The organism is Rahnella sp. RcJ3 (assembly GCF_009498575.1).
In the GTDB taxonomy this organism is placed as follows: domain Bacteria; phylum Pseudomonadota; class Gammaproteobacteria; order Enterobacterales; family Enterobacteriaceae; genus Rahnella; species Rahnella aceris.
In genome coordinates, this window is the sequence record NZ_QSNX01000026.1 from 1 (window position 1) to 21,949 (window position 21,949).

Annotated in this window: 19 protein-coding genes; 2 read left to right on the forward strand and 17 right to left on the reverse strand. The window is 53.0% G+C overall.

Annotated elements, in window-relative coordinates; all coding sequences use genetic code 11:
* Positions 1-279 precede the first annotated feature (279 nt).
* Positions 280-1,578 carry an MFS family transporter gene (locus DXU84_RS22405; RefSeq protein WP_013574070.1) on the forward strand — a complete coding sequence of 433 codons (1,299 nt, stop codon included), beginning with the start codon at positions 280-282 and terminating at the stop codon, positions 1,576-1,578.
* Between the two features lie 189 nt (positions 1,579-1,767).
* Here the strand turns inward: DXU84_RS22405 and pssA are convergent, their stop codons facing one another.
* From pssA to trxC, 4 genes are all read right to left on the reverse strand, one after another.
* Complete coding sequence (pssA, locus tag DXU84_RS22410; RefSeq protein ID WP_153376683.1) at positions 1,768-3,123, reverse strand: CDP-diacylglycerol--serine O-phosphatidyltransferase; 1,356 nt, start codon at positions 3,121-3,123, stop codon at positions 1,768-1,770.
* Positions 3,124-3,207: 84 nt separating this feature from the next.
* Positions 3,208-5,928 (reverse strand): bifunctional acetate--CoA ligase family protein/GNAT family N-acetyltransferase, encoded by a 2,721-nt coding sequence (locus DXU84_RS22415; protein ID WP_153376678.1) that lies wholly within the window; start codon positions 5,926-5,928, stop codon positions 3,208-3,210.
* Between the two features lie 31 nt (positions 5,929-5,959).
* Positions 5,960-6,664, reverse strand: coding sequence for a tRNA-uridine aminocarboxypropyltransferase (locus DXU84_RS22420; RefSeq protein ID WP_013574073.1), 705 nt, complete (start codon positions 6,662-6,664; stop codon positions 5,960-5,962).
* A gap of 129 nt (positions 6,665-6,793) precedes the next feature.
* Positions 6,794-7,213, reverse strand: coding sequence for a thioredoxin TrxC (trxC, locus tag DXU84_RS22425; RefSeq protein WP_013574074.1), 420 nt, complete (start codon positions 7,211-7,213; stop codon positions 6,794-6,796).
* Between the two features lie 244 nt (positions 7,214-7,457).
* Between trxC and DXU84_RS22430 the strand changes: the two genes are divergently transcribed.
* Entirely contained in the window at positions 7,458-8,561 is a 1,104-nt protein-coding gene (locus DXU84_RS22430) for a tRNA/rRNA methyltransferase (RefSeq protein WP_013574075.1), read from the forward strand.
* 75 nt (positions 8,562-8,636) lie between these two features.
* Here the strand turns inward: DXU84_RS22430 and emrB are convergent, their stop codons facing one another.
* The 13 genes from emrB to proV form a co-directional block, all read right to left on the reverse strand.
* The gene (emrB, locus tag DXU84_RS22435) at positions 8,637-10,172 is read right to left on the reverse strand and encodes a multidrug efflux MFS transporter permease subunit EmrB (protein ID WP_015689403.1); all 1,536 of its coding nucleotides are present in this window, start codon (positions 10,170-10,172) and stop codon (positions 8,637-8,639) included.
* Positions 10,173-10,189: 17 nt separating this feature from the next.
* Positions 10,190-11,365 (reverse strand): multidrug efflux MFS transporter periplasmic adaptor subunit EmrA, encoded by a 1,176-nt coding sequence (gene emrA / locus DXU84_RS22440; protein WP_013574077.1) that lies wholly within the window; start codon positions 11,363-11,365, stop codon positions 10,190-10,192.
* A 25-nt stretch (positions 11,366-11,390) separates the two neighbouring features.
* Positions 11,391-12,845, reverse strand: a complete 1,455-nt coding sequence (locus DXU84_RS22445) for an efflux transporter outer membrane subunit (protein ID WP_126124629.1) — start codon at positions 12,843-12,845, stop codon at positions 11,391-11,393.
* Between the two features lie 23 nt (positions 12,846-12,868).
* Positions 12,869-13,390, reverse strand: coding sequence for a transcriptional repressor MprA (gene mprA, locus DXU84_RS22450; protein WP_013574079.1), 522 nt, complete (start codon positions 13,388-13,390; stop codon positions 12,869-12,871).
* Between the two features lie 174 nt (positions 13,391-13,564).
* On the reverse strand, positions 13,565-13,903 hold the full coding sequence (gene ygaH, locus DXU84_RS22455; RefSeq protein WP_013574080.1) for an L-valine transporter subunit YgaH: 339 nt from the start codon (positions 13,901-13,903) through the stop codon (positions 13,565-13,567).
* Positions 13,893-14,654, reverse strand: a complete 762-nt coding sequence (locus DXU84_RS22460) for an AzlC family ABC transporter permease (RefSeq protein WP_126124630.1) — start codon at positions 14,652-14,654, stop codon at positions 13,893-13,895. Before DXU84_RS22460 ends, ygaH begins: the two co-directional genes overlap by 11 nt.
* Positions 14,655-14,828: 174 nt before the next feature.
* Positions 14,829-16,013: an MFS transporter gene (locus tag DXU84_RS22465; protein ID WP_119261265.1), complete on the reverse strand. Its 1,185-nt coding sequence runs from the start codon at positions 16,011-16,013 to the stop codon at positions 14,829-14,831.
* Between the two features lie 169 nt (positions 16,014-16,182).
* A complete protein-coding gene (locus tag DXU84_RS22470) occupies positions 16,183-16,614 on the reverse strand; it encodes a type II toxin-antitoxin system HicB family antitoxin (RefSeq protein ID WP_013574083.1) in 432 nt (143 codons plus the stop codon).
* A gap of 21 nt (positions 16,615-16,635) precedes the next feature.
* On the reverse strand, positions 16,636-16,818 hold the full coding sequence (locus tag DXU84_RS22475) for a type II toxin-antitoxin system HicA family toxin (RefSeq protein ID WP_013574084.1): 183 nt from the start codon (positions 16,816-16,818) through the stop codon (positions 16,636-16,638).
* A gap of 116 nt (positions 16,819-16,934) precedes the next feature.
* Positions 16,935-17,930: a glycine betaine/L-proline ABC transporter substrate-binding protein ProX gene (proX, locus tag DXU84_RS22480; protein WP_013574085.1), complete on the reverse strand. Its 996-nt coding sequence runs from the start codon at positions 17,928-17,930 to the stop codon at positions 16,935-16,937.
* A 24-nt stretch (positions 17,931-17,954) separates the two neighbouring features.
* Positions 17,955-18,965, reverse strand: coding sequence for a glycine betaine/L-proline ABC transporter substrate-binding protein ProX (proX, locus tag DXU84_RS22485; RefSeq protein ID WP_153376679.1), 1,011 nt, complete (start codon positions 18,963-18,965; stop codon positions 17,955-17,957).
* A gap of 105 nt (positions 18,966-19,070) precedes the next feature.
* Positions 19,071-20,270 (reverse strand): glycine betaine/L-proline ABC transporter permease ProW, encoded by a 1,200-nt coding sequence (gene proW, locus DXU84_RS22490; RefSeq protein WP_013574087.1) that lies wholly within the window; start codon positions 20,268-20,270, stop codon positions 19,071-19,073.
* A complete protein-coding gene (gene proV, locus DXU84_RS22495) occupies positions 20,267-21,463 on the reverse strand; it encodes a glycine betaine/L-proline ABC transporter ATP-binding protein ProV (RefSeq protein WP_013574088.1) in 1,197 nt (398 codons plus the stop codon). Before proV ends, proW begins: the two co-directional genes overlap by 4 nt.
* Positions 21,464-21,949: the final 486 nt, after the last annotated feature.

A 21,949-nucleotide genomic window follows, 5' to 3' on the forward strand; every position in this document is an offset into this window, starting at 1 on the left:
GCGCCGATGGTAGTGTGGGGTCTCCCCATGCGAGAGTAGGGAACTGCCAGGCATCAAATAAGTGGAAAGCCCCGTACAAAAGTACGGGGCTTTTTGCTATGCGGAATTTAACTAAAAGTTACCTTTAACCACGCGCTGCATCACAAAAAACAACGCAAACGCAGGTAACTCGTCAACTTTCCTCTCTTCCTTATCCATTCGTTGCTTAACTCAATATTTCCTATCGATAAAAAATAGTCATAACCACGCTTATAGCAGGAACTATTGGGAGAAAATAATATGAAGGATACTCTGGGATCTCAATCTGAGAATCATGATCAGCAAGATAAGAAGAAACGTATTTTTGCGATTGTGGGGGCATCTTCGGGAAATCTGGTCGAATGGTTTGACTTCTACGTCTATTCCTTTTGTTCGCTCTATTTTGCTTCTTCATTTTTCCCCAGCGGAAACAGTACAACCCAGTTATTACAAACTGCAGGCGTTTTTGCCGCAGGATTCTTTATGCGCCCTATTGGAGGATGGTTATTTGGTTATATCGCCGATAAACATGGGCGCAAAAACTCAATGATGATCTCGGTCTGCATGATGTGCTGCGGTTCGCTGGTGATCGCCTGTTTGCCAACCTACGCGACGATAGGCAGCTGGGCACCGGTCTTATTACTGGTCGCCCGTCTATTCCAGGGGCTTTCTGTTGGTGGGGAATACGGAACAAGCGCAACTTATATGAGTGAAGTTGCGATTAAAGGACGTCGCGGTTTTTATGCTTCATTTCAGTATGTGACCTTGATCGGTGGGCAACTATTAGCACTTCTGGTTCTGGTTATACTGCAGCAGATATTCTCCAATGATGAGCTTAAATCCTGGGCGTGGCGGATCCCCTTTGCCTTAGGCGCTGTGCTTGCTGTCGTGGCGTTGTTCCTGCGGCGTTCACTGAACGAAACATCAGATAAACAAACTCGTGAGCATAAAGATGCTGGTACCCTCTCGGGTTTATGGAAGCATAAAAAGGCATTTATGATGGTATTAGGGTTCACGGCGGCAGGATCCCTGACCTTCTATACCTTCACCACTTATATGCAAAAATATCTGGTGAATACTGCCGGGATGGATACCAAAACAGCGAGTGCCTTAATGACCGTCGCCCTGTTTGTCTTTATGTGTTTGCAGCCTATTATTGGCGGGCTCTCGGATAAAATAGGTCGACGCAGTTCTATGTTGATATTCAGCGGCCTGGCGACTGTTTTCACCATCCCGATTTTGTATATTCTGCAAACCGTTACCAGTCCTTATATCGCCTTCGGACTTATTGTTTTGGCACTGCTGATTGTCAGTTTTTACACATCAATCAGCGGATTATTAAAGGCGGAAATGTTCCCGCCGGAAGTGAGGGCATTGGGTGTCGGATTATCTTATGCGGTTGCAAATGCTGTGTTTGGTGGTTCGGCAGAATATGTCGCCCTGACCTTTAAATCCTGGAATATAGAGGAAGTATTTTTCTGGTATGTCTGCGTAATGTGTTTGATCGCTTTGGTCGTATCGATGAAATTGCACCGCAAAGGAAAGGAAATACAGCTGTAATTCTTACGGAGAGAGTGCAGGGATGCACTTTTAATAATGGATAAGATGGTAAGCGCTGTAGCCAGCAGCTGCGCCTGCTATAAGCATAATGACAGGAAGCCTGAGAGCCAGGAGAATTTTTGCATCACAAAGTGGAATTCCAAATACAAAAAAGCCCGATCACGATGATCAGGCTTTCAGTATAGCCAATTACAGAATCCGGCTGATTAATCTGTCGATACGTATCCGGCGCAGACGGCGGATAAGCTTACGGACTTTCACCGGGTAATTAGGAATACTTTCCAGCTCCATATAATGCGAGACAACCTGCGTGTGCTGGCGTATTTCTTCCAGTTCTTTGTGTCGCGCGATCGCCAGCTCTTTATGCGGATCATGGATCAAAATGGCATTCTCCAAATCCAGACGCCAGGCGCGAGGATTCAGGTTATTACCGGTAATAAGTTGCCAGCGGTCATCCACCCACATTCCCTTCAGGTGATAGCTGTTATCACCGTCTTTCCACAGGCGGACAATCAACTGTCCGCTGTCCACGAAGCGTTGTAAACGGCTCAGGAAACGACGCAGATTAATTTCATACAAATACGGTAAGGCACCGATGATTTTGAATGGCTGATCCTGCGGAATATAAAAATCGTTTGCGGTTTTGTCACCCACGATAATTTCAACCTGCTTACCACGACGCAGCAGATGAATAATATTACGTGCCAGCATGGCAGGCATATTGAAATAAGGCGTACACAACGTCAGCTTATGTTCCGTACTGGCCATGAGATGATGGATAGTACGGTTAAGCTCATTTTGTTTGCCCAGACCGACGATAGGGGTCACTGCCAGCTCATCATTCCCTGCGCTGTCTTTGAAATGATAACCGCTGCTGCGCAGATTCTGACGGAACTGACGCGTTTCGTTTTTAATCTCAATGCTTTTCGGGCGATCTTCACGATCAAGACGCTGTACCGCTGCGGCTGTCAGGATCGACTTCTTCATAAAGTCGATCATGGCATCTGCCAGCGGGGCGTTGGACAGTAACTGATAGCGATCGTAGCGGTATTTTTCATGACGATGCAGATAAACATCATTGAGGCTCGCGCCGCTGTAGATCACCTGATCGTCAATAACAAAGCCTTTGAGATGCAAAACACCTAACGCTTCACGGGTATTGACCGGAACGCCATACACCGGCACGGAAAGCTCAGGATGCTCTTTTGCCATGCGACAATACCAGTCAGCATTGGTGTTTGACGCTGCCGCGCCAATGCGACCACGCTGCGCGCGGTGCCAGTCAACCAGCACACAAATCTCCAGTTCAGGACGTTGCTGCTTGGCGGCATATAGCGCCGACAATACATCACGACCGCCATCATCGTTCTCTAAATAGAGCGCGACCAGATAAATCCGTTGGGTGGCGTTGGCAATGGCTTCGAGCAGCGTCTTACGGAAATCTGCAGGGCAGTAGAGTGTTTTTACAGCATCAACCGTTTGGGGGAGTTTGGGCAGCTGAGCAAGGTGTTGTTGATGTTTATTACGTTTAAATTTTGACAACATCACAGTGCGCTTCTTCTCTCTTCATGTAATGGCTTTAGCGGCACAAGCAGACAGTGGTAACCGCACAATCGGTCGATAATACCATTAGTCCTGCCCCATGTGCGCATCTTTTGCCTGTTCATGGCGCAGGCTCGCGGCTTTCTGCTGCGAAATCCGGGTCTTTTCCAGTGCCAGTGAGAGGTTCACAATGCCGTCCTGGATCTGAATATCGACGTCGAATTCGAGTTTTCTGGCCAGCGTGATCATGCCACGGTTATTGGGCATCGTAATGCCGGTCAGACGTTGCAGGCCGTGCTCTGCCGCGTAATGGATCATCTTATCAAGCAGCCGCCTTCCGAGCCCCAGACCTTTCAGATCCGACCGCACCAGTACCGAGAATTCAGCATCAATATTATCCGGATCCGAGACCGCCCGGGTGACGCCAATAATTTCACTTTCATCATTCACAGTACGAATGGCGACGAACGCCATTTCACGGTCGTAGTCGATCTGTGTCATGTTCGCTAAATCTTCATGGGTGAACTCATTGATCTCACTGAAGTAGCGGTAATACAGGTCTTCCTTAGTGACTTTCAGGATAAATGCTTTAAGCAGCGGCTCATCTTCCGGAAGGATTGGCCGGAACAATGCCGGTGATCCGTCTTTCAGTATAACGCGCTCTTCCAACTCGCGCGGATAAGGGCGAATCGCCAGTCGTGACGGTGCCTCTGCTCCCTGTGCACAAAGCTGCATGGACACATCCAGCAGGCTGAGCTCACTGCCGGAAATCAGCAGAGGATGGATATCCAGCCGTTCGATCTCCGGGCAGTCGATAATCAGGTTCGACACATTCACCAGCAACTGACTCAGCGCCGGTATATCAAGAGGATGCAGGGCATGGCGACCACGAATTTTGCCACTCTTCAGCGCCTGAACTATCTGATAACGTGCAAGCGTCATGTTCAGCGGCGGCAGGGAAATCGCCGACTGTCTTTCAGGTCGCCAGTCGGTACCGCCTTCGGCCAGCATGATCAGCGGGCCGAATACCGGATCCTGTTCGACCACCACGCGCAATTCTTGTGAGCCTGGCCGGTTGGCCATGGTTTGCACCAGCAGCCCCAGAATTCTCGCCTGCGGAAACGCCTGTCTGGCACGGTCAAAAATGGCATTCGCCGCCTGCGCGACTTCGCTGGCGGTACGCAGATATAACATCACGCCCTGTACTTCAGAATTATGCGGGATGTCAGGGGAGCGTAATTTCAGCGCCACCGGATAACCCACCTGGCTGGCGATATTCACCGCTTCTGCGCTGTCGCTGGCAATCCACGTCGGCAGCACATTCATGCCGTACGCCTGCAAAATCGGGCGTACCTCATGTGTATCCAGCTGTGTCGTGCCTTCCGCCAGTGTGCGGGCGATCAACTGATGCACCTGATCAGTGTTCTGCTCGAGGTCGGCCGGAAGTGCCGGTGTTTCTTTCAGCTGCTTTTGGTTCCGGCGATATTCCACCATATGCATAAACGCCGTCACCGTTCCTTCCGGTGTCCGGTAAGTCGGGATCCCGGCTTCGGTGAATAACTTGCGGGCTTCCTGCGAGGAAAACTCGCCGCACCAGTTGGTTAGCAGCGTGATGTATTTGCCACGCGAATGCTTATGCACAGCATCGATCAGATGGCTGGCGGTCACCGTACCGTGTGCGACGGCGCTGGGGGCGTGGATCACCAGCAGCGCATCGTAATCAGTGCTGTCCAGCAGGGTGGTCATCACAGCCTGATACAGCTGCGGTGTGGCGTCATCATGCAAATCCAGCGGATTCGAGACGGCAATATTGTCAGGCAGAATGGCACTCAGTTTTTGGCAGGTTTCATCGCTCAGTTTCGCCAGTTTGCCGTTACGCGAAAGCAACTGATCCAGCGCCATCGCGGCAGGAGCGGCACCGTTACTGATGATAAACAAACGCTCACCGCGTAACGGGCGCATATGGCTCAGCGTTTCAACGGCGGAAAACAGCTCGTGCGTATCCTGCACGCGCAGTAAACCGGCGCGCTGAATAGCCGCATCATAGGCGGCGTCGAGGCTAAGCGGGCTGTTGAGTAATTGCTGCGCCTGTCCGCTGCGACCACTTTTGATCACCAGAATCGGTTTATTGCGTGAGGCACTGCGTGAGGCAGAAAGAAAGCGCCGTGCATCGCTGATGTGTTCGAGATAGAGCAAAATAGCGCTGGTTTTACTGTCGCGGGCGAGGAAATCGAGCAGGTCATCGACATCAATATCCAGGCTGTCGCCCAGTGATACGAAATAGGAAAAGCCGACGGCACGCTGTTGCGCCCAGTCCAGAATCGTATTGGCGACCGCAGCCGATTGCGAAATAAACGCCAGCTTACCGGGCAGGATGGGCACCGGCGAAAAACTGGCGTTTAGTTTTTGCCACGGTGCAAGAATGCCCAGGCTGTTGGGTCCGAGCAGGCGCATCGAAAAGCGCTGGGCGCTGGTTTTGAGTTCAGCGAATTGTTGTGGCTGTGAGGAAAGCACAATGACCGTCTTGCAGCCACGTTCGCCGAGCTGTTCGAGCAATGCAAGATTGCGGTCAGCGTGCGTACAGAGAATGGCGAGATCGGGCGACATCGGCAGGCTGGCGACATCCCGCCAGGTCAGTACGCCGCACACCGCGCGATAAGCGGGTGTAACCGGCAGCACCGGGCCATTGAATCCGCTGTCGAGCAGATTGCGCATCATCAGATATCCGGCCCGCCCCGGTTTATTGCTCGCGCCAATGACCGCGATAGATTCAGGTCGTAATAAGGCTTCCAGTCCGCGCTGACTCATAACGTCTCCGGTTCATCATGTTCCCATGATTCTAGAGGTTTTCTTCGTTCTTTGCTGTGAGCTGGTGCACCGGATGATGGGGTTTTCCGGCCAGATACTGGGTGCGGAAATGGGTAAAGTGGCGTGAGAGGCCCGCTGAAGCATCGAGATCACCGGCTTTTTCCAGCAGGGCGGCGGCCACTTCCACGGTGCAATGCAGTTCCGGGCGCGAGGCTTCCCGAAGGATATAGCCGGAGCTGGCGCTTACATCGAGAGAGAAAACCGGCAAATTATCCAGATACGGGCTTTTGCGGAACATTTTGCGCGCTTCGTTCCAGGTGCCGTCGAGCATAATGAATAAAGGCGGTTTGCTGCCCGCCGGAACTTCGGTAAACACCTGACGCGGCGGTTCGGCGAAAGAGGCGGGAAACACCACATAAGCCTGACGCTGCGGGTCCGCAATTGCTTCCAGCAGAGCCGGATCGGTTTGCGTGCGTGACCACAAAAACGCCTGCGTATCCGGCAACACGTCCGCGATTAAGCGACCCGTATTGCTCGGTTTCATCGGCTCCGTGTCAAACATCACCAGACAAAAACGGCTGGTGGCCTGATGAATTTCGCGCGTGGCGCAGATGCAGTGGCGTTTGGGCAACAGGCAGGTCTGACAGCGTATCGCCCGTGAACCACGCGCAAGAAAAGGACGGGTGGATCGGGCTAAACGCTGCTCACGCAGGCGAAGGACGGCATTGTCTGACATAGGCATTCCGGTATGCGAAAAACGGCTATTCTAATCGCCCGGTGGTGGCAGGCAAGTGGCTTGTGTTCGGAACAGAAAAAGGCCCGTGCGGTGACGGGCCTTCAGCAGGGCTTTATAGCGGCTTATGCGTTACAATGATTCATTAAGCCAGTTGTTGAACGGTGCTTTAGGCATTGCTCCACTCAACATATCGACCATTTTGCCTTCATTAAACACCATAATGGTCGGAATACTGCGGATACGGAACCGCGCGCTCAGTTCAGGTTCAGCTTCGGTATTAACCTTGATGAAGCGGATTTTACCGGCGCGTTCCTGTGCAACGTCTTCAAAAATCGGCGCAAAGTTAACACAAGGGCCACACCACGGTGCCCAGAAATCGACAACCACCGGCAGATCATCCTGCAGGTATTTGTCCAGCGTGGCGGCAGTCGCGTGAATGACATCGCCTTCAAAAAGTGCATGACCGCAACGGCCGCATTTTGCGCCGTCGTCGATACGATCCTCAGGCAGGCGGTTGGTGGCCTGACATGATGAACAAACCGTATTCATAAAATAGCCTCTACATTGCTTAACGTGAGAATGGTATCAACCACAACCCCGGTTTTATCCTTAAAAGCGGTAAAGAACACGGCTGATATGTTACTTATATGTTGTAAGTATGGGGTCGATACGTCACGTAAACAACGTGGTTTATTCAATGATTACGATAGTTTTTAGCTTTTGGTCCAAAGCCTGTGGCTTAGCTCACAGACATCAGGTAATCTTCGCGCCCTGCGCGTAGGTGGAGAGAAAAATGAACGATTCATTCAGTGGCAAGAACGGCAAAGTCAAAGTGATGTACGTCCGCAGTGACGACGACGGCGATAACCGCAATAACGATAAACGTCCTTCTAACAATAAAGGACGTCCGGGCGATAAACCTCGCCAGGGTTCCCGTCCAGACGATGCCCGCCGCAATGAGCGTCGCAGCAGCGATTCCCGTGGCGATTCCCGCGGACCGGCACCACGCCGTGGTGATGATCGCCCGCGTCGTCCGGCGCGTGACGACGACGGCCCGTACTCTTCGCCGTGGAAAACAGTTTCACGTCCGCCGGCAGATGAATCTGTTCCGGATCACGGCGGTATCAGCGGTAAAAGCTTTATCGATCCTGAACAACTGCGTCGTCAGCGTCAGGAAGAAACCCGTGTGTATGGCGAAAACGCCTGTCAGGCACTGTTTGCCAGCCGTCCGGACGCGATTGTGCGTGCATGGTTTGTGCAGTCCGTGACTCCGCGTTTCCGCGAAGCGCTGCGCTGGATGGCGGCGAACCGCAAAGCCTACCATGTGGTTGAAGATGACGAACTGGCGAAAGCCTCCGGCACCGAACACCACGGCGGCGTGTGCTTCCTGATCAAAAAACGTCAGGGTTTGGATGCAGAAACGTATCTGCAAACGGCTCCGGCGAAAGACTGTGTGCTGGCGCTGGAAAACGTCGGTAACCCGCACAACCTCGGCGGTATCATGCGTTCTTGTGCGCATTTTGGTATCAACGGGATGATGGTTCAGGATCCGGCCCAGCTGGAATCTGGCGCAGCAGTCCGTACGGCAGAAGGCGGCGCGGAACACGTTAAAGCCATCAGCGCGGATAACTTCCTTGAAGTGCTGGAAACCTTCCGTAAAGCGGGATACACCATCGTGACCACGTCGAGCCATAAAGGTACGGCGCTGGGCAAAGCGCAGTTACCGGCCAAAATGGTGCTGGTGCTGGGCGAAGAAAGTGATGGTTTATCTGACAGCGCATGGCAGCAGGGCGACCTGAGCGTGTCTATCGGCGGTACCGGTAAAGTGGAAAGCCTCAACGTTTCCGTGGCATCCGGTATTTTGCTGGCAGAATGGTGGCGTCAGAACCAGGCGTAATCGCCCGGTTTCAGCCATAAAAAACGGACGCATAAGGCGTCCGTTTTGCTTTCTGACATTCAGGGTTTATCTGAATCAGTGCGCACCACCCGCGCCACCGCCACTGGTGAATGGCGGTCGGGCGAACCAGATTAAAATCAGCAACACCAGGAACGCCCCGCCGGATAACCAGAAAATCTCGTTGGCAGAGATAATTAATCCCTGATTGGTGATCTCCCGCGCTATCCATCCTGAAGCCTGCTGGTGGCTCATACCGAGACCTTCGAGCTGCTGATAAGTCTGCGTCGCCGCCGGATTATACGGCGTGATGTTTTCCGTTAACTGGGCGTGATGCAGCGATTCACGGTTCGACCATAACGTGGTGGTGATTGACGTACCAATCGACCCCGCCAGTGTACGGATAAAGTTCGACAGACTCGATGCCGCCGCCATCCGTTCCGGCGGTAATCCCGACAGAATAATGGTGGTCAGCGGCATGAAGAAGCAACCCACCGCGAAGCCCTGAATAAACTGCGGCCAGGCGGATGCGCCAAAATCCATCCCCGGTTCGAACGTATACGCACGCCAGAAGAAGCAGTAGGCATACATGATAAAGCTGAAGGTCACCAGCTTTCGCATATCCAGACGGTGCGCGAAACGCCCGATAATCGGCGACATCAGTACCGGCAAAATACCCACCGGCGCGGACGCCAGACCGGCCCAGGTGGCGGTATACCCGTAAACCTCCTGCAACAGCTGCGGCAGCAACACAATCGCGCCGAAGTAGAGCATGTAGGCCAGGCTGATACACAGCACGCCGATGGTAAAGTTTCGCGATTTAAACAGTGACAAGTCGACGATCGGATGGTCGTCGGTCAGTTCCCAGACCACAAGGAAACAGAGCGCGACCACCGCCACGACCGCCAGCACGATAATTTCCGTCGAGTTAAACCAGTCGAGTTCTTTACCCCGGTCGAGCATCACCTGCAAGGCACCGATACCCAGCACCAGCAGCACTAATCCCACACTGTCGATCGGACGGATCTGCGTGGCGGTTTCGCGTCCCTTCAGCGTTCTGAGCGTCAGGAACACCACGGCCAGACCAATCGGCACGTTAATAAAGAAGATCCATCCCCAGTGATAGTTATCACTGATATACCCGCCGAGGATCGGCCCGCAAATCGGGGCGACGATCACCGTCATCGACCAGAGCGCGAGCGCGGTACTCCGCTTGGCCGGTGGATAGTTATTCAGTAACAGACTTTGTGATAACGGGATCAGCGGACCTGCCACCACGCCCTGCAACACACGGAAGAAGATCAGCATTTCCAGACTGTTGGACATCCCGCACAACCATGAAGCGAGGGCGAACAGTACTGTGGACCACAGGAACAGTTTGACCTCACCGATGCGTTTTGCCAGCCAGCCGGTGATCGGGATCGAGATGGCATTCGCCACCCCGAATGAGGTGATAACCCAGGTACCCTGTGAGTTCGAGGCACCCAGATTCCCGGCGATGGTCGGGATCGCCACGTTGGCGATCGTCGAGTCCAGCACCTGCATAAAGGTGGCCATAGACAAAGCCACCGTCATCCAGGCCAGCGGGGCGCCTACCAGCGGTTTATTTGCCACAGAGGCCTCCGGATGTTTTAGCCTGCATTGGCATGAATAACGTCAGCAATAATGGCGTTAACCGGTGCCAGATCCAGCGTCAGTGCTGAAGTCTGATACAACGGTTCGGTACGGACTTTATCGGCCAGCACCAGGCCATCGCGATTCTGAGTATCAACCGTTACCAGTGTCGATAAACCGATACGCAGCGGATGTTCAGCCACTTCCTGATCGTTAAGTTCGATACGAACCGGCAGACGCTGAACCACTTTGATCCAGTTGCCGGTGGCATTTTGCGCAGGTAACAGCGAGAACGCGCCGCCGGTGCCCATGTCCATACCGACGACTTTGCCGTGGTATTTCACGTCATCGCCATACATATCGCTGACCACGGTTGCCACCTGACCAATACGCATATTCGCCAGCTGGGTTTCTTTAAAGTTGGCATCAACCCAGATGTGATGCGCTGGCACCACGGCCATCAGGGACGTTGTCGGGCTGATCTGCTGGCCGATTTGTACGGCACGGCGTGAAACGAAACCGTCAACAGGGCTGCGCACTTTAGTCCGTTGCAGGGCAAGCCATGCGTCACGAACCTGCGCGGCGGCCTGCAGAACTTGCGGCTGTTTATCGACCGGCGTATCCAGAATCATCGCCTGATTGGCGTTGTACTGCTGAACAGCGACATCGTATTGCGCTTTCGCGGTATCGACGGCGTCACGGGCGTGTTGCAGTTCTTCGCGGCCAATGGCATCGACATTACCCAGCACAATGCGGCGCTTAAGGTCAGTCTGTGCCTGTTGCAGTTGGGTCTGACGCAGCGCGATATTGGCCTGATATTGCTTGCCGTTGATGATCAACTGATGCGTCTGACGCACGCTGTTTGCCAGCGCCGTTTTAGAGCGCTCGAAAGCCTGCTCTGCATCGGTCGGATCGAGGGTCACCAGCACGTCGCCTTTTTTCACAAAGTCGGTGCTGTCGAAGTTGACGTCGGTCACGCTGCCCGACACCTGCGCCATAATCTGTACCTGATTACCGGCCACGTAAGCATCGTCGGTAGACTGGAAATGACGTAATACCAGCAGCCAGTAGAACAGGTAGGCGATGGCAATAATAATGAAAATTCCGGTTAACAAGAGCATCGCGACTTTGCGCGTCTTTTTCTTATTTTTCGGAGCTTGCGGCGTTGCCTGAGTGTCGGCATTTGCGCTCATGGTCTTCTCCACACTGAGTCTTTTATTATGATTTTTGGTCCGCGGCAGGGGCCTGATAGCCACCCCCAAGCGCACGGATGAGACTGATTTTTGCCTGCATCAACTGACTGCTGGCAGTGAGTTGCGCCTGCTGTTGTTGCAGGAGTGCTGACTGGCTGGTTAACAGCTCATCCCGTCCGATGACGCCAGCGTTGTATCTTGCATCTGAAACGCGATACACCTCTTCCAGCGATTTAGCGGCAGAAGACGCCTGCTGCAATTGTTCAACGCTGCTTTTCGAGACAGTAATGGCATCCGCAGTTTGCTGGATGGCGTTCAGGATGGTCTGGTTATACGACTCAACAGACTGGTCATATAACGCGGACTCTTCGCCCAGTTTGGAGCGCAGCGCACCGGCGTGGAAAATTGGCAGCGAAATGGCTGGCGCGATATTCCAGGCTTTACTGGCTGCTTCAAAAAGATTCGGGCTGGTGCCGCCGTAGTTGGTGGTTGTCAGACCGCCGAAGGCACTGATGGAAAGGCTTGGATAAAATTCTTTTTTCGCGGCACTGACCCGCTGGGAATAGGACTCCACCAGATCACGTTGTGCAGCGATGTCCGGGCGTTTGCCGAGTAAATCCAGCGTCAGTTCCCCTTTCGGTGCCAGCGTGTCAGGCGACGGCAATGCCACGGCGTGCAGCCCGTTCATGGCATCCGGGCCACGTCCGGCCAGCGCGGAAAGCTGATGTCTTAGCTGTTCGGTTTGCGCTTTCAGATTGATGATTTGCTGTTTGGCACTGTCGGCCTGAGCCTGGGTTTGTTGCGGAATTTCAACACCGTACACGCCTGCCTGATATTGCGCTTTACGCAAATCAGCCAGATGCTGATTATTGTCCACTTCGTGTTGCAGAACATCCTGCAAGGCAAGATCTGCCTGCAACTGATAATAGGCTGACGCCACCGAACTGGTCAGCGTCAGAGCGGCTTCAGCCTGTTCAGCACGGGCGGAATCCACCTGTGCTTTCGCGGCATTCACCTGATTGCGGTATTTCCCCCACCAGTCAAACTCATAGCTCAGATTCAGCCCGAGGCTGTTGCTGCTGTCGTAAATTGGCGCTTCGGGATAACTGGTCAAAAACGGCGGGATCGTGTTTTTTGCGACACGTTCACGACGCGTTGAACCGTTCAAATCCAGATAAGGGCCATTGGCGGCATCAGCTTCTCCCATCACACTTTGCGCTTCGCGCACGCGGGCGGCTGCCTGACGTAATGATGGCGAGTTTTGCAACGTCGTAGTCATCAGATTATCGAGTTGCGGGTCATTAAGACTGCGCCACCACTGAGGACCGATGGTCAGGGAACTGACTTTTTCCTGCTGCAGATGAAGCTGTTGCGTATCCAGCAGCGACGACTGAGGAGCAATATTATTACTGGAGGCGCAGCCGGCCAACGTCAAAACGGCAAACAGCGGCGTAAGCCTCCAGCGAGCTTGGAGTGACATGTGTGGTTTACCTGAACAGAAATCTAGAATTGTTGTGGTGCTGTCGCATCCATCTGATCAAGGCGAGTTAACAGTTTGCGCGTCAGGGTTTCTAACTGCTTCTGTTCATCTGCGTCTAATGTCGACCAGAGAAAATGCAGGCTCTTATGTTGAGGCGGCAGTAACTTCTGAATAAAGGCTTCACCGTCAGCCGTCAGGTGCAAATGCAGACACCGGCGGTCGTTATCGCTTTCACGGCGTTCGATCCATCCGCGTTTTTCCAACTCATCCGCAATACGGGTGGCGTTGGTGCGGGATGAACCTAGCGCAGAGCTTAGCTCCGAAGGCTGAATGCTGTGACTTTCCTGCGCATCAAGGGTGAGTAACGCCATAAACAGCGTTTCATTAATTCCTTGTGCTTTCAGCATCTTATTACGGTTTTCAAGCAATTTACTTTGCATGTGCATACACAGGCGGGTCAGCAGAATTTCCTGATAAGGGAAATCTTTTTGCTTTTTAGCCCGGAAATTCAACATGTTTTCAATTGGCGCGAACGAACTGTCCATATGAGAAGCCTCATTAGTTACGAATGACATAGTAACGATGGTAATTAATAATATCAATGTCATGAATCACCAATTCTTTAGCAATTAGTGTTATTCATAACTCCGGTGAATTATTCGATGTTTAATGTATCAGGCAGACTTTGCCCGGGTGTTGCCTTACGGTAAAAATGGCCCTCAGCTTGCCAGCAGCATCACCTTGAACACCAGGCCGTACACTACGGCACCGGTCAGGGTGGCAATAATGATGCTTTTGGTACGCCAGAAAATCAGTGCGAGCAGAACGAAACCGGCCAGTGACGGCAGCAGTTTTTGTTGATCGCGCAGAATTTCAGGGGTGCCTGAAACCACCAGCAGCGCGCAAATTGACGCGATACCAATGCTGTCGAGCACGCGGGAGAGCGGGCCATTTTTCAGTCCCGATTTCTGCCGCGAACCCAGGCGCAGAGGCAGATACCGGAACAGGTAATTGACGGTGCCGACGAGCAGACAAACCAGAATGACATCAGTGCTCATCTGAGGTTATCTCCGTGGCAGAAGGGGATTGAGGACGTTGCAGCAGGGCGGCAAGGCACCCTGCGGCCAGACCACCGCCTATGGCAGCGGGGATCGACCAGAACAACAGCCCGCCCAGCGCACCGGCCAGTGAGGCGACAAACACTATGCTCTGCTGGCGCTTAAAAGCTGCGAGCAGGAAACTCAGAAACAGCGCCGGTAACATAAATCCCAGCGCGGCTTCGACGGCCGGGAAATTTTCCAGCGGACCATTACCAAACAGTGCACCCACGGCGGTGCCCGATACCCACGACAGCCACGATGACAGCGCAATGCCGCACATCCAGTTTTCACTCCAGCTGCGTTTATCACGGATCAGCCTGGCGGTGGCGGCAGCGAACACTTCGTCCGTCAGGCCGAATGCCCAGAGCGCCGTTTTTTTACCATTGAGCTTTCCCGCCAGGCGATTGCGCAGCGACGGGCCGTACAGCACGTGCCGGACATCCATCGCCATCACGGTCAGGGCGGAAACCCACAACGACATTCCTGCACTGAGCAGCGCGGTGATCACAAACTGGCTGGCGCCAGCGTAGATAAGAATGGAAAACAGCAGACTTTCAGCGGGAGTGAAACCTAGTTTGACCGCGCTGAGCCCGAATGCAAAAGCAATGGGCAGATAACCAATCACGATAGGAAGGCTATCGGTAATACCTTGTGCGAAAGTGGAAACGCGGACGGGGTCAGGTGCTTCGAGATCTGGATTGGTTTGCATGGATATTTGAAACATTGTGAAACCGGATGGTTGCCGGCGAATAATTCATGGCGTAAACATTACCAGACTGTAAGTATTGTTGACACCCTTTGGTTCAAATAAATTTCACAAATGACTATTCGCAAGCTAATCAGGAGGGGTGATGATTCCCGCCTGATGTAGTTTCGTACGTTATCAGGCCAGTGTGTACTTATGACCCTTCCACCAGACCAGTAAATTCAGTATACACATGACGATGCCTGCTGCTGAGACCCCGTACCAGCCTGCCGCCTGATAGGCTGAAGCCGACACCAGTGAACCTGCCGCACCCCCGATAAAGTACGTCGTCATGTAACCCGCCGTCAGGCGGTTACGCGCTTCCGGCATCGTTTTATAGATAACACTTTGGTTAGTGATGTGTACGCCCTGAACCGAAAGATCCAAAACGATGATACCGATAATCAGCGAAATCACCGAGTGTTGTCCCAGGGCAATCGCAGCCCATGACAGTAACAGCAGCACCAGCCCGGCGGTCGTGGTCAGATGCGCTTTGCCTTTATCCGCCAGATTCCCTGCACGGGTGGCCGCCAGTGCCCCCGCCGCCCCCACCAGACCAAACAGGCCGATTACCCCTTCGGAATAGTGATACGCCGGGCCAGCCAGCAGGAACGCCATCGACGTCCACAAAATGCTGAAGTTGGCGAAGCAGAACATGCCGATCAGCGCGCGGGTACGTAACACCGGCGTGTGGATGAACAGCGTAAAAATGGATTTCAGCAGTTGTAGATAATTCAGATCCGTTTTTTGCTGATGTTTCGGCAGCTTGCGCCACAGCACCAGCGCCATCACGATCATCAGCGCACTGGCAACCCAGTACACCGTCCGCCAGCCGCCCAGCGACGCCAGCGCACCAGCGACGGTTCGCGCCAGCAGAATACCCAGCAGCAAGCCAGACATAATCAGTCCGACCACTTTACCGCGACGCTCCGGTTCCGCCAGTGTGGCGGCCAGCGGCACCAGAATCTGCGCCACGACCGAGAACAGTCCTGTCAGCGCCGTCCCGACCAGCATGACGGTCAGCGTGGGCGCCATGGCGGTGATCAGCAGTCCGGCGGCGGAAAGCAGCGTCATCAGCACGATTAAACCGCGACGCTCAAACATATCGCCCAGCGGCACGATAAACATCAACCCACAGGCGTAACCGAGCTGCGCCACCGTCACAATAAACCCGGCCTGATTGACGGAAAGATTAAAAGCGCGGGCGATGGTTTCCAGCAACGGTTGCGGATAATAGTTACTGGCGACGGCAAGCCCGGTGGCCACCGCCATCAGAATAATCAGTGCCGGGCTGAGTGGGGAATGTGTGGTCGTTTTTTTCATAATGAGATTTAACAGATCTTATTGAAGAATCAGGGGAAATTCGGATGATGATTATCGTTTTGGTTGAAATATTAAACCAATGAATAGTTTTAATGGCAACTATTTGGTTTTGTAATAGACACAGTGGCAAGAGAGCCGACAACAGGAGGGGCTTCCTGCTGTCAGATTGTCAGGTCAGCAATTCTTTACGTGCGGCCATCGCCAGAAAATGGCTGCGGTCGCGATATGACGGATGATTTTTAACTTTATTATCAATGCGTTTGATCAGGGTGTCAGGCAGCGAAATATTGATTCGATGCGCTTTCCCTTCGAATTCCGAGAGATCAATATCAATCAAAAACCAGGTATCGAAGTCGGCATATTCGGGATTAGCGGCATACACCAAATGGCCTGCATCAAAAATATCGTCAACAACAAAGCGTTCGCTTTCGATCAAATCTTCTACTGTCATCAGGATGGCTTCGCGAACCATAGGGGCGATTTCTTCACGGGTATCCGCTGCAGAGAAGCATCCGTAATCAAACGCGGTAAATGCAGGTACCACCATACCGTAAGCGGTTTTGTCATCTTTTGGTGTTTCAAGACCGACTGAAAAGAACATATTCAACCTCCAGTTGCAGGATCATATCCCTGCCATTTTTCTAATGGATTTGAGAGTTCCCACAGGTAAATCATTTTTGGGGTGGGGAACGGGAAAGGTTTTGTTGGTGACAGGTGACCACCAAATTTGATGACTTCCTCCCCGGTGACGCTTGAGTTCACAACCCGCTGCAAGCAGCGCTTTAATCAATTCCGTTGATTTCATGGGCTCTCCTTGGTGATGGATGATTATACACACCAATACACACACCAGCAATCACCCACAAAAAAACGGGCGGAGATCTCTCTCCGCCCGCTGGCCTTACTGAGTCTGTGACTGCGTTATTTCGCTGCGGCAGCCGCTTCTTTTACCCAGCCATCAAATTCTTCCTGATGGGCTTTGATCCAGCCGTCGGTCTGTGCAGCGATATCCGCATCTGAATTTTTACCCGCGTGCATCGCGGCGTTCTGCGCATTGATGTCTTTCAGAGGCAGTTTCATGATGGCAAACAGTTTTGCTGCCGCCGGGTTTTTCTCAGCCCAGGCTTTGTTCGCCACGATGTGCATAGTGCTCACCGGGAAACCGTAGTTTTTGCCATTTGGCAGTTTGGTATCGGCGTTTTTATCCCCTGGCACCACGGAGAACGGTACCTGCATCCACAGCACGTCTTTGCCCGGGATCAGCACATTGCTCACCCAGTACGGCGTCCAGGTGTAATAGAAGATCGGTTTACCTTCTTTGTAACGCGTGATGGTGTCAGCGATCATCGCAGAGTAGTTACCCTGATTGTGCGTCACGGTCGGTTCAAGACCATAGGCTTTCAGCTGTTCATTCAGCGCCGCTTCGCAGCCCCAGCCCGGTGTACAACCGGTCAGATCGGCTTTGCCGTCGCCGTTGGTATCAAACAGTTTGGCCAGTTTCGGGTCTTTCAGCTGTTCGATATTAGTGATGTGGTATTTCTCAGCGGTTTTCTTATCGATCAGCCAGCCCTGTGCCGCGCCGGTCACGTAAGTCCCTTCACGGTAAAACACTTTGTCGCCACCGGCGGCTTTATACATTTCATCATGCAGCGGTGACCAGTTGACGGCGGTGAAAGTGGCATCACCGGCAGCCAGGGTGGTGTAGCCGACGTTGTAATCGACCTCGCGGGTTGGCTGAACGTCATAGCCCAGTTTCTCCAGCGCCTTGCTGACCAGTTCTGTCTGAAAAGACTCTTCGCTGATGGTGCTCTGAACGGGTGTCACGCTGATGCCTTTACCCGGCAGATCGGCGGCGAATGTGGTGGCTGTTGCAAATGTGGTGAGGGCGGCAACTGCCCAGATTCCTGTCTTTTTCATAAATTCCTCGATTTTTATAATGCGTTATTTTGCTGCGGCGGCAGCTTCTTTGATCCAGCCATCGAAGGTCGCCTGATGCGCCTTGATCCAGCCATCAACATGCTGCTGGATATCTTCTGATGAGGATTCACCTTCATGCATCCGCAGGTTCTGCGCATTCACGTCGGCCAGTGGCAGTTTCATGATGGCGAACAGTTTCGCGGCCGCCGGGTTTTTCTCAGCCCAGGCTTTGTTCGCCACGATGTGTTCGTTATTGACCGGGAAACCATAGTTCTTGCCGTTCGGCAGCGTGGTATCGAGATCTTTCTGCGAACCCGGATTGGCCGAGAACGGCACAGTCAGCCAGACCACGTCTTTGCCCGGTCTCATCTCGTTGCTGACCCAGTACGGCGTCCAGGTGAAGTACAACACCGGCTTACCGGATTTAAACCGGGTGAGGGTGTCAGCGATAATCGCCGAATAGTTCCCCTCGTTTTGCGTCACGGTATTGCTCAGACCGTAGGCTTTGATTTGGGTGTTGATCACCTGGCCGCAGACCCAGCCCGGATTACAACCCGCCATATCCGCTTTGCCGTCGCCGTCAGCATCAAAGAGTTTGGCGATCTTCGGATCTTTCAGCTGTGACAAATCGTGGATGTGATATTTGTCGGCGGTTTTTTTATCGATCAGATAACCCTGCGCTGCGCCGCTGATGTAGGTGCCCTGACGGTAGAATTTCTGGTCGCCACCGGCTGTGTTATACATGTCTTTTTGCAGCGGCTCCCAGTTCACCGCCATGTAGGTAGAATCGCCGCTGGCGATGGCGGTATACGCCACGTTGTAATCCACTTCGCCGGTTTGCTGAACGTCATAGCCCAGTTTTTCCAGCGCGCGGTTAACCAGTTCTGTCTGGAAGGCTTCTTCCGCGATGGTACTTTGCAACGGTTTGACGACCACGCCTTTGCCCGGTAAATCGGCAGCGAAAGCGGCGGGAGTTGCCATGGATACTGCGAGGATGAGTGCTTTGATCTGTGTTTTATTCTGAGTTGTGCGCATGGTGAACCCTTATTCTTGCTGTTGAATACGTAAGAGTGGACTGCGTTTTTTTAGCTTTTTGAGAGTTCCCGGCAGCGAGCCGCCGGGAAAAATGCAGTGTGTGAATCAGGCTTTCTTCGTGAAAGGCTTCATCACCAGACCGACAGGACCGCGGGTGAACCAGCGGTGACCGCCTTTACTGCGGCTGTCGCGTCCCATCGACTGGGTGAGACGGTCGAGGATAATAGCGAGAATAACGATACCCGCACCACCGACTGACGCCAGACCCATATCCAGACGACCAATACCGCGCAGTACCATCTGACCCAGACCACCGACGGCGATCATCGAGGCGATAACCACCATCGACAGCGCCAGCATCAGCGTCTGGTTAATACCGGCCATGATGGTCGGCATCGCCAGCGGCAACTGAACTTTAAACAGCAACTGACGCGGGCTGGAACCAAAGGATTTCGCGGCTTCGATCAAGTCTTCCGGCACCTGATTGATACCCAGAATGGTCAGACGCACCACCGGCGGCAGGGCGAAGATAATCGTTACCACTACGCCCGGCACGTTACCGATACCAAACAGCATCACGATCGGCACCAGATAGACGAACGCCGGTGTGGTCTGCATGGCATCAAGCAGCGGCCTGATAATTTTCGCCGCTCTCTGACTGCGCGCCAGCCATATCCCGAGCGGAAGGCCGATCAGGATACAGAAGAACAGCGAGGTCAGAACCAGCGCCAGCGTCACCATTGCCTGTGACCAGGCACCGATTGCGCCAATCAACACCAGCGAAACCAGCGTGGCAGCACCCATGCCGAAACCGGCCATCTGCCAGGCGAGCAGGGCGAAGACCAGGATCGCAATCGGCGCTGGCAGGGATTCCAGACCATGCTGGAAACCGCTCAGGACGAAATCGACCGGAACACGGATCCCCTGAAATACCGGGCGGAAGTTACCGACCAGCCAGTCGATCCCCTCCGTCACCCAGCGGTCGAGCGGGATCAGTGTGCTGTGAAACGGATCGAGAATATTAAAATGCTGATGCTGTTCCGGGGCGACGCTCAGCCAGTCGTTGGTCTGTGCGGCGGCATGGTGCGTCGCGTCTGGTGTGCTGGTTGCGGCATCGCTGCTGCCGCCCCACGGATCACTGCTGCCTGCATCGGCTGGCGCGGCATGGGTGGCGGCGTCAGCTTGTGGCGCGACACCGCCACTGGCGTTATCGGCACTCCACGGATCCACGGAAGGATCGAGAGCCTGGGCCTGAGCGGCCTGCGCGTGCTGTGTAATGGTGTTCGTTATGGTTGAAGTGCTCATTCGTTACCCCCTTCTTTGTCCAGAGCCTGAAGCAGCATGGCTTTGGAAATAATGCCGATATAGTTATTGTCCTCATTGACGACCGGCACAGCGCAAGGCGCGGCGGCGACATGGGAAATCAGTTCGCTGAGCGGCATGTCTGCCTGCACGGCTGCCGGAGATTCCAGCAAGGCGCTTTCCAGCGACTGATTGGTTTTGAGCGCGGTTTTCAGGGATTCAATCGACACCACGCCAATGAATTTCTGTCCACGTTCAAGCACATAACCATATTCGCGGTCTTCATCTTCGAGCAGCTTGAGAGCGGCACGTGGACCAAAACCGGGGGTTTTACGAATAAGCGCGCCACGGCGGCGGGCAATGTCTTTGGCACTGAAGACCTGACTGATATCCACACCACGGAAGAACGTGCGCACATAGTCGTTGGCCGGATTATTAAGAATGTCTTCCGGCGTGCCGACCTGTACCACTTCGCCGCCCTGCATAATGGCGATGCGGTCGCCAATACGCATGGCTTCGTCCAGATCATGAGAAATGAACACAATGGTGCGCTGATGCTGAGCCTGCAGCTTCACCAGTTCATCCTGCATTTCGGTACGAATTAACGGGTCAAGTGCAGAGAAGGCTTCATCCATGAGCAGAATGTCAGGGTTGTTGGCCATAGCACGCGCTAAACCGACACGCTGGCGCATCCCGCCTGACAATTCATCCGGATAAGAGTTGGCATAGTTTTCCAGCCCGACCTGACGCAGCGCGTCAAGCGCTTTGGTATTGCGCTCTTCGACCGGCACACCAGCCAGCTCCATACCAAACGCGGTGTTATTCAACACGGTCAGGTGTGGCATCAGCGCAAAGGACTGAAATACCATACTGATTTTACTGCGGCGCACCTGGCGCAATTTTGCTTCTGAGATTTTGGCGATGTCTTCGCCGTCGATCAGGACTTCGCCACGGGTGGGCTCTATCAGACGATTGAGAAGGCGTACCATGGTGGATTTACCGGAACCGGATAACCCCATGATGACGAAAATCTCGCCTTCTTCAATGGCCAGACTGGCATTCTTAACGCCAAGTGAAAGACCGGTTTTCTCAAAAATCTCTTCTTTACCCTTGCCTGCATCAATCATCTTGAAAGCGCGATCCGGGTTTTCGCCAAATACCTTATAAAGATTCTTTACTTCGATTTTAATTGCCATGCAATGTGCATTCCTTGGATATAAATAGCCGTATCGGCTCGATGTCTAATTTTTGTGTTGGACCGTATAGGATTTTGCCTGTAACGAAATAGTGAACGCGTTATACCCTAACACATCGAAATTCTGAGACAAGTCTCAATGTTTCCGGTGAATATTCATGATTGGGTTTCTGGTTACGTATTTATCTGTATTTGCGGTGTTTAATTTCGGTAAATTCAAACTGACAATTAATGACAATTTATCCCGCCAGAATACTTTGGGTTTTTGCCTAATTTCACGACGGATGGCTTCGCTAAAAATATAAGTAATTTACTGATTTTATGGGTTTTATTGTCTTTTTTATTTGTGTGATTTTAGAACGAAATCATTGAGGTATTACCCTGAGGTTAATGCGTTTTATGAGGAGGGGATTTGCAAGGGTAAATAGAGATTTGAGCTTTGCGTGAAAGCCGTGAATTTACCGCTTGTCTGAAAGATGACTACGTA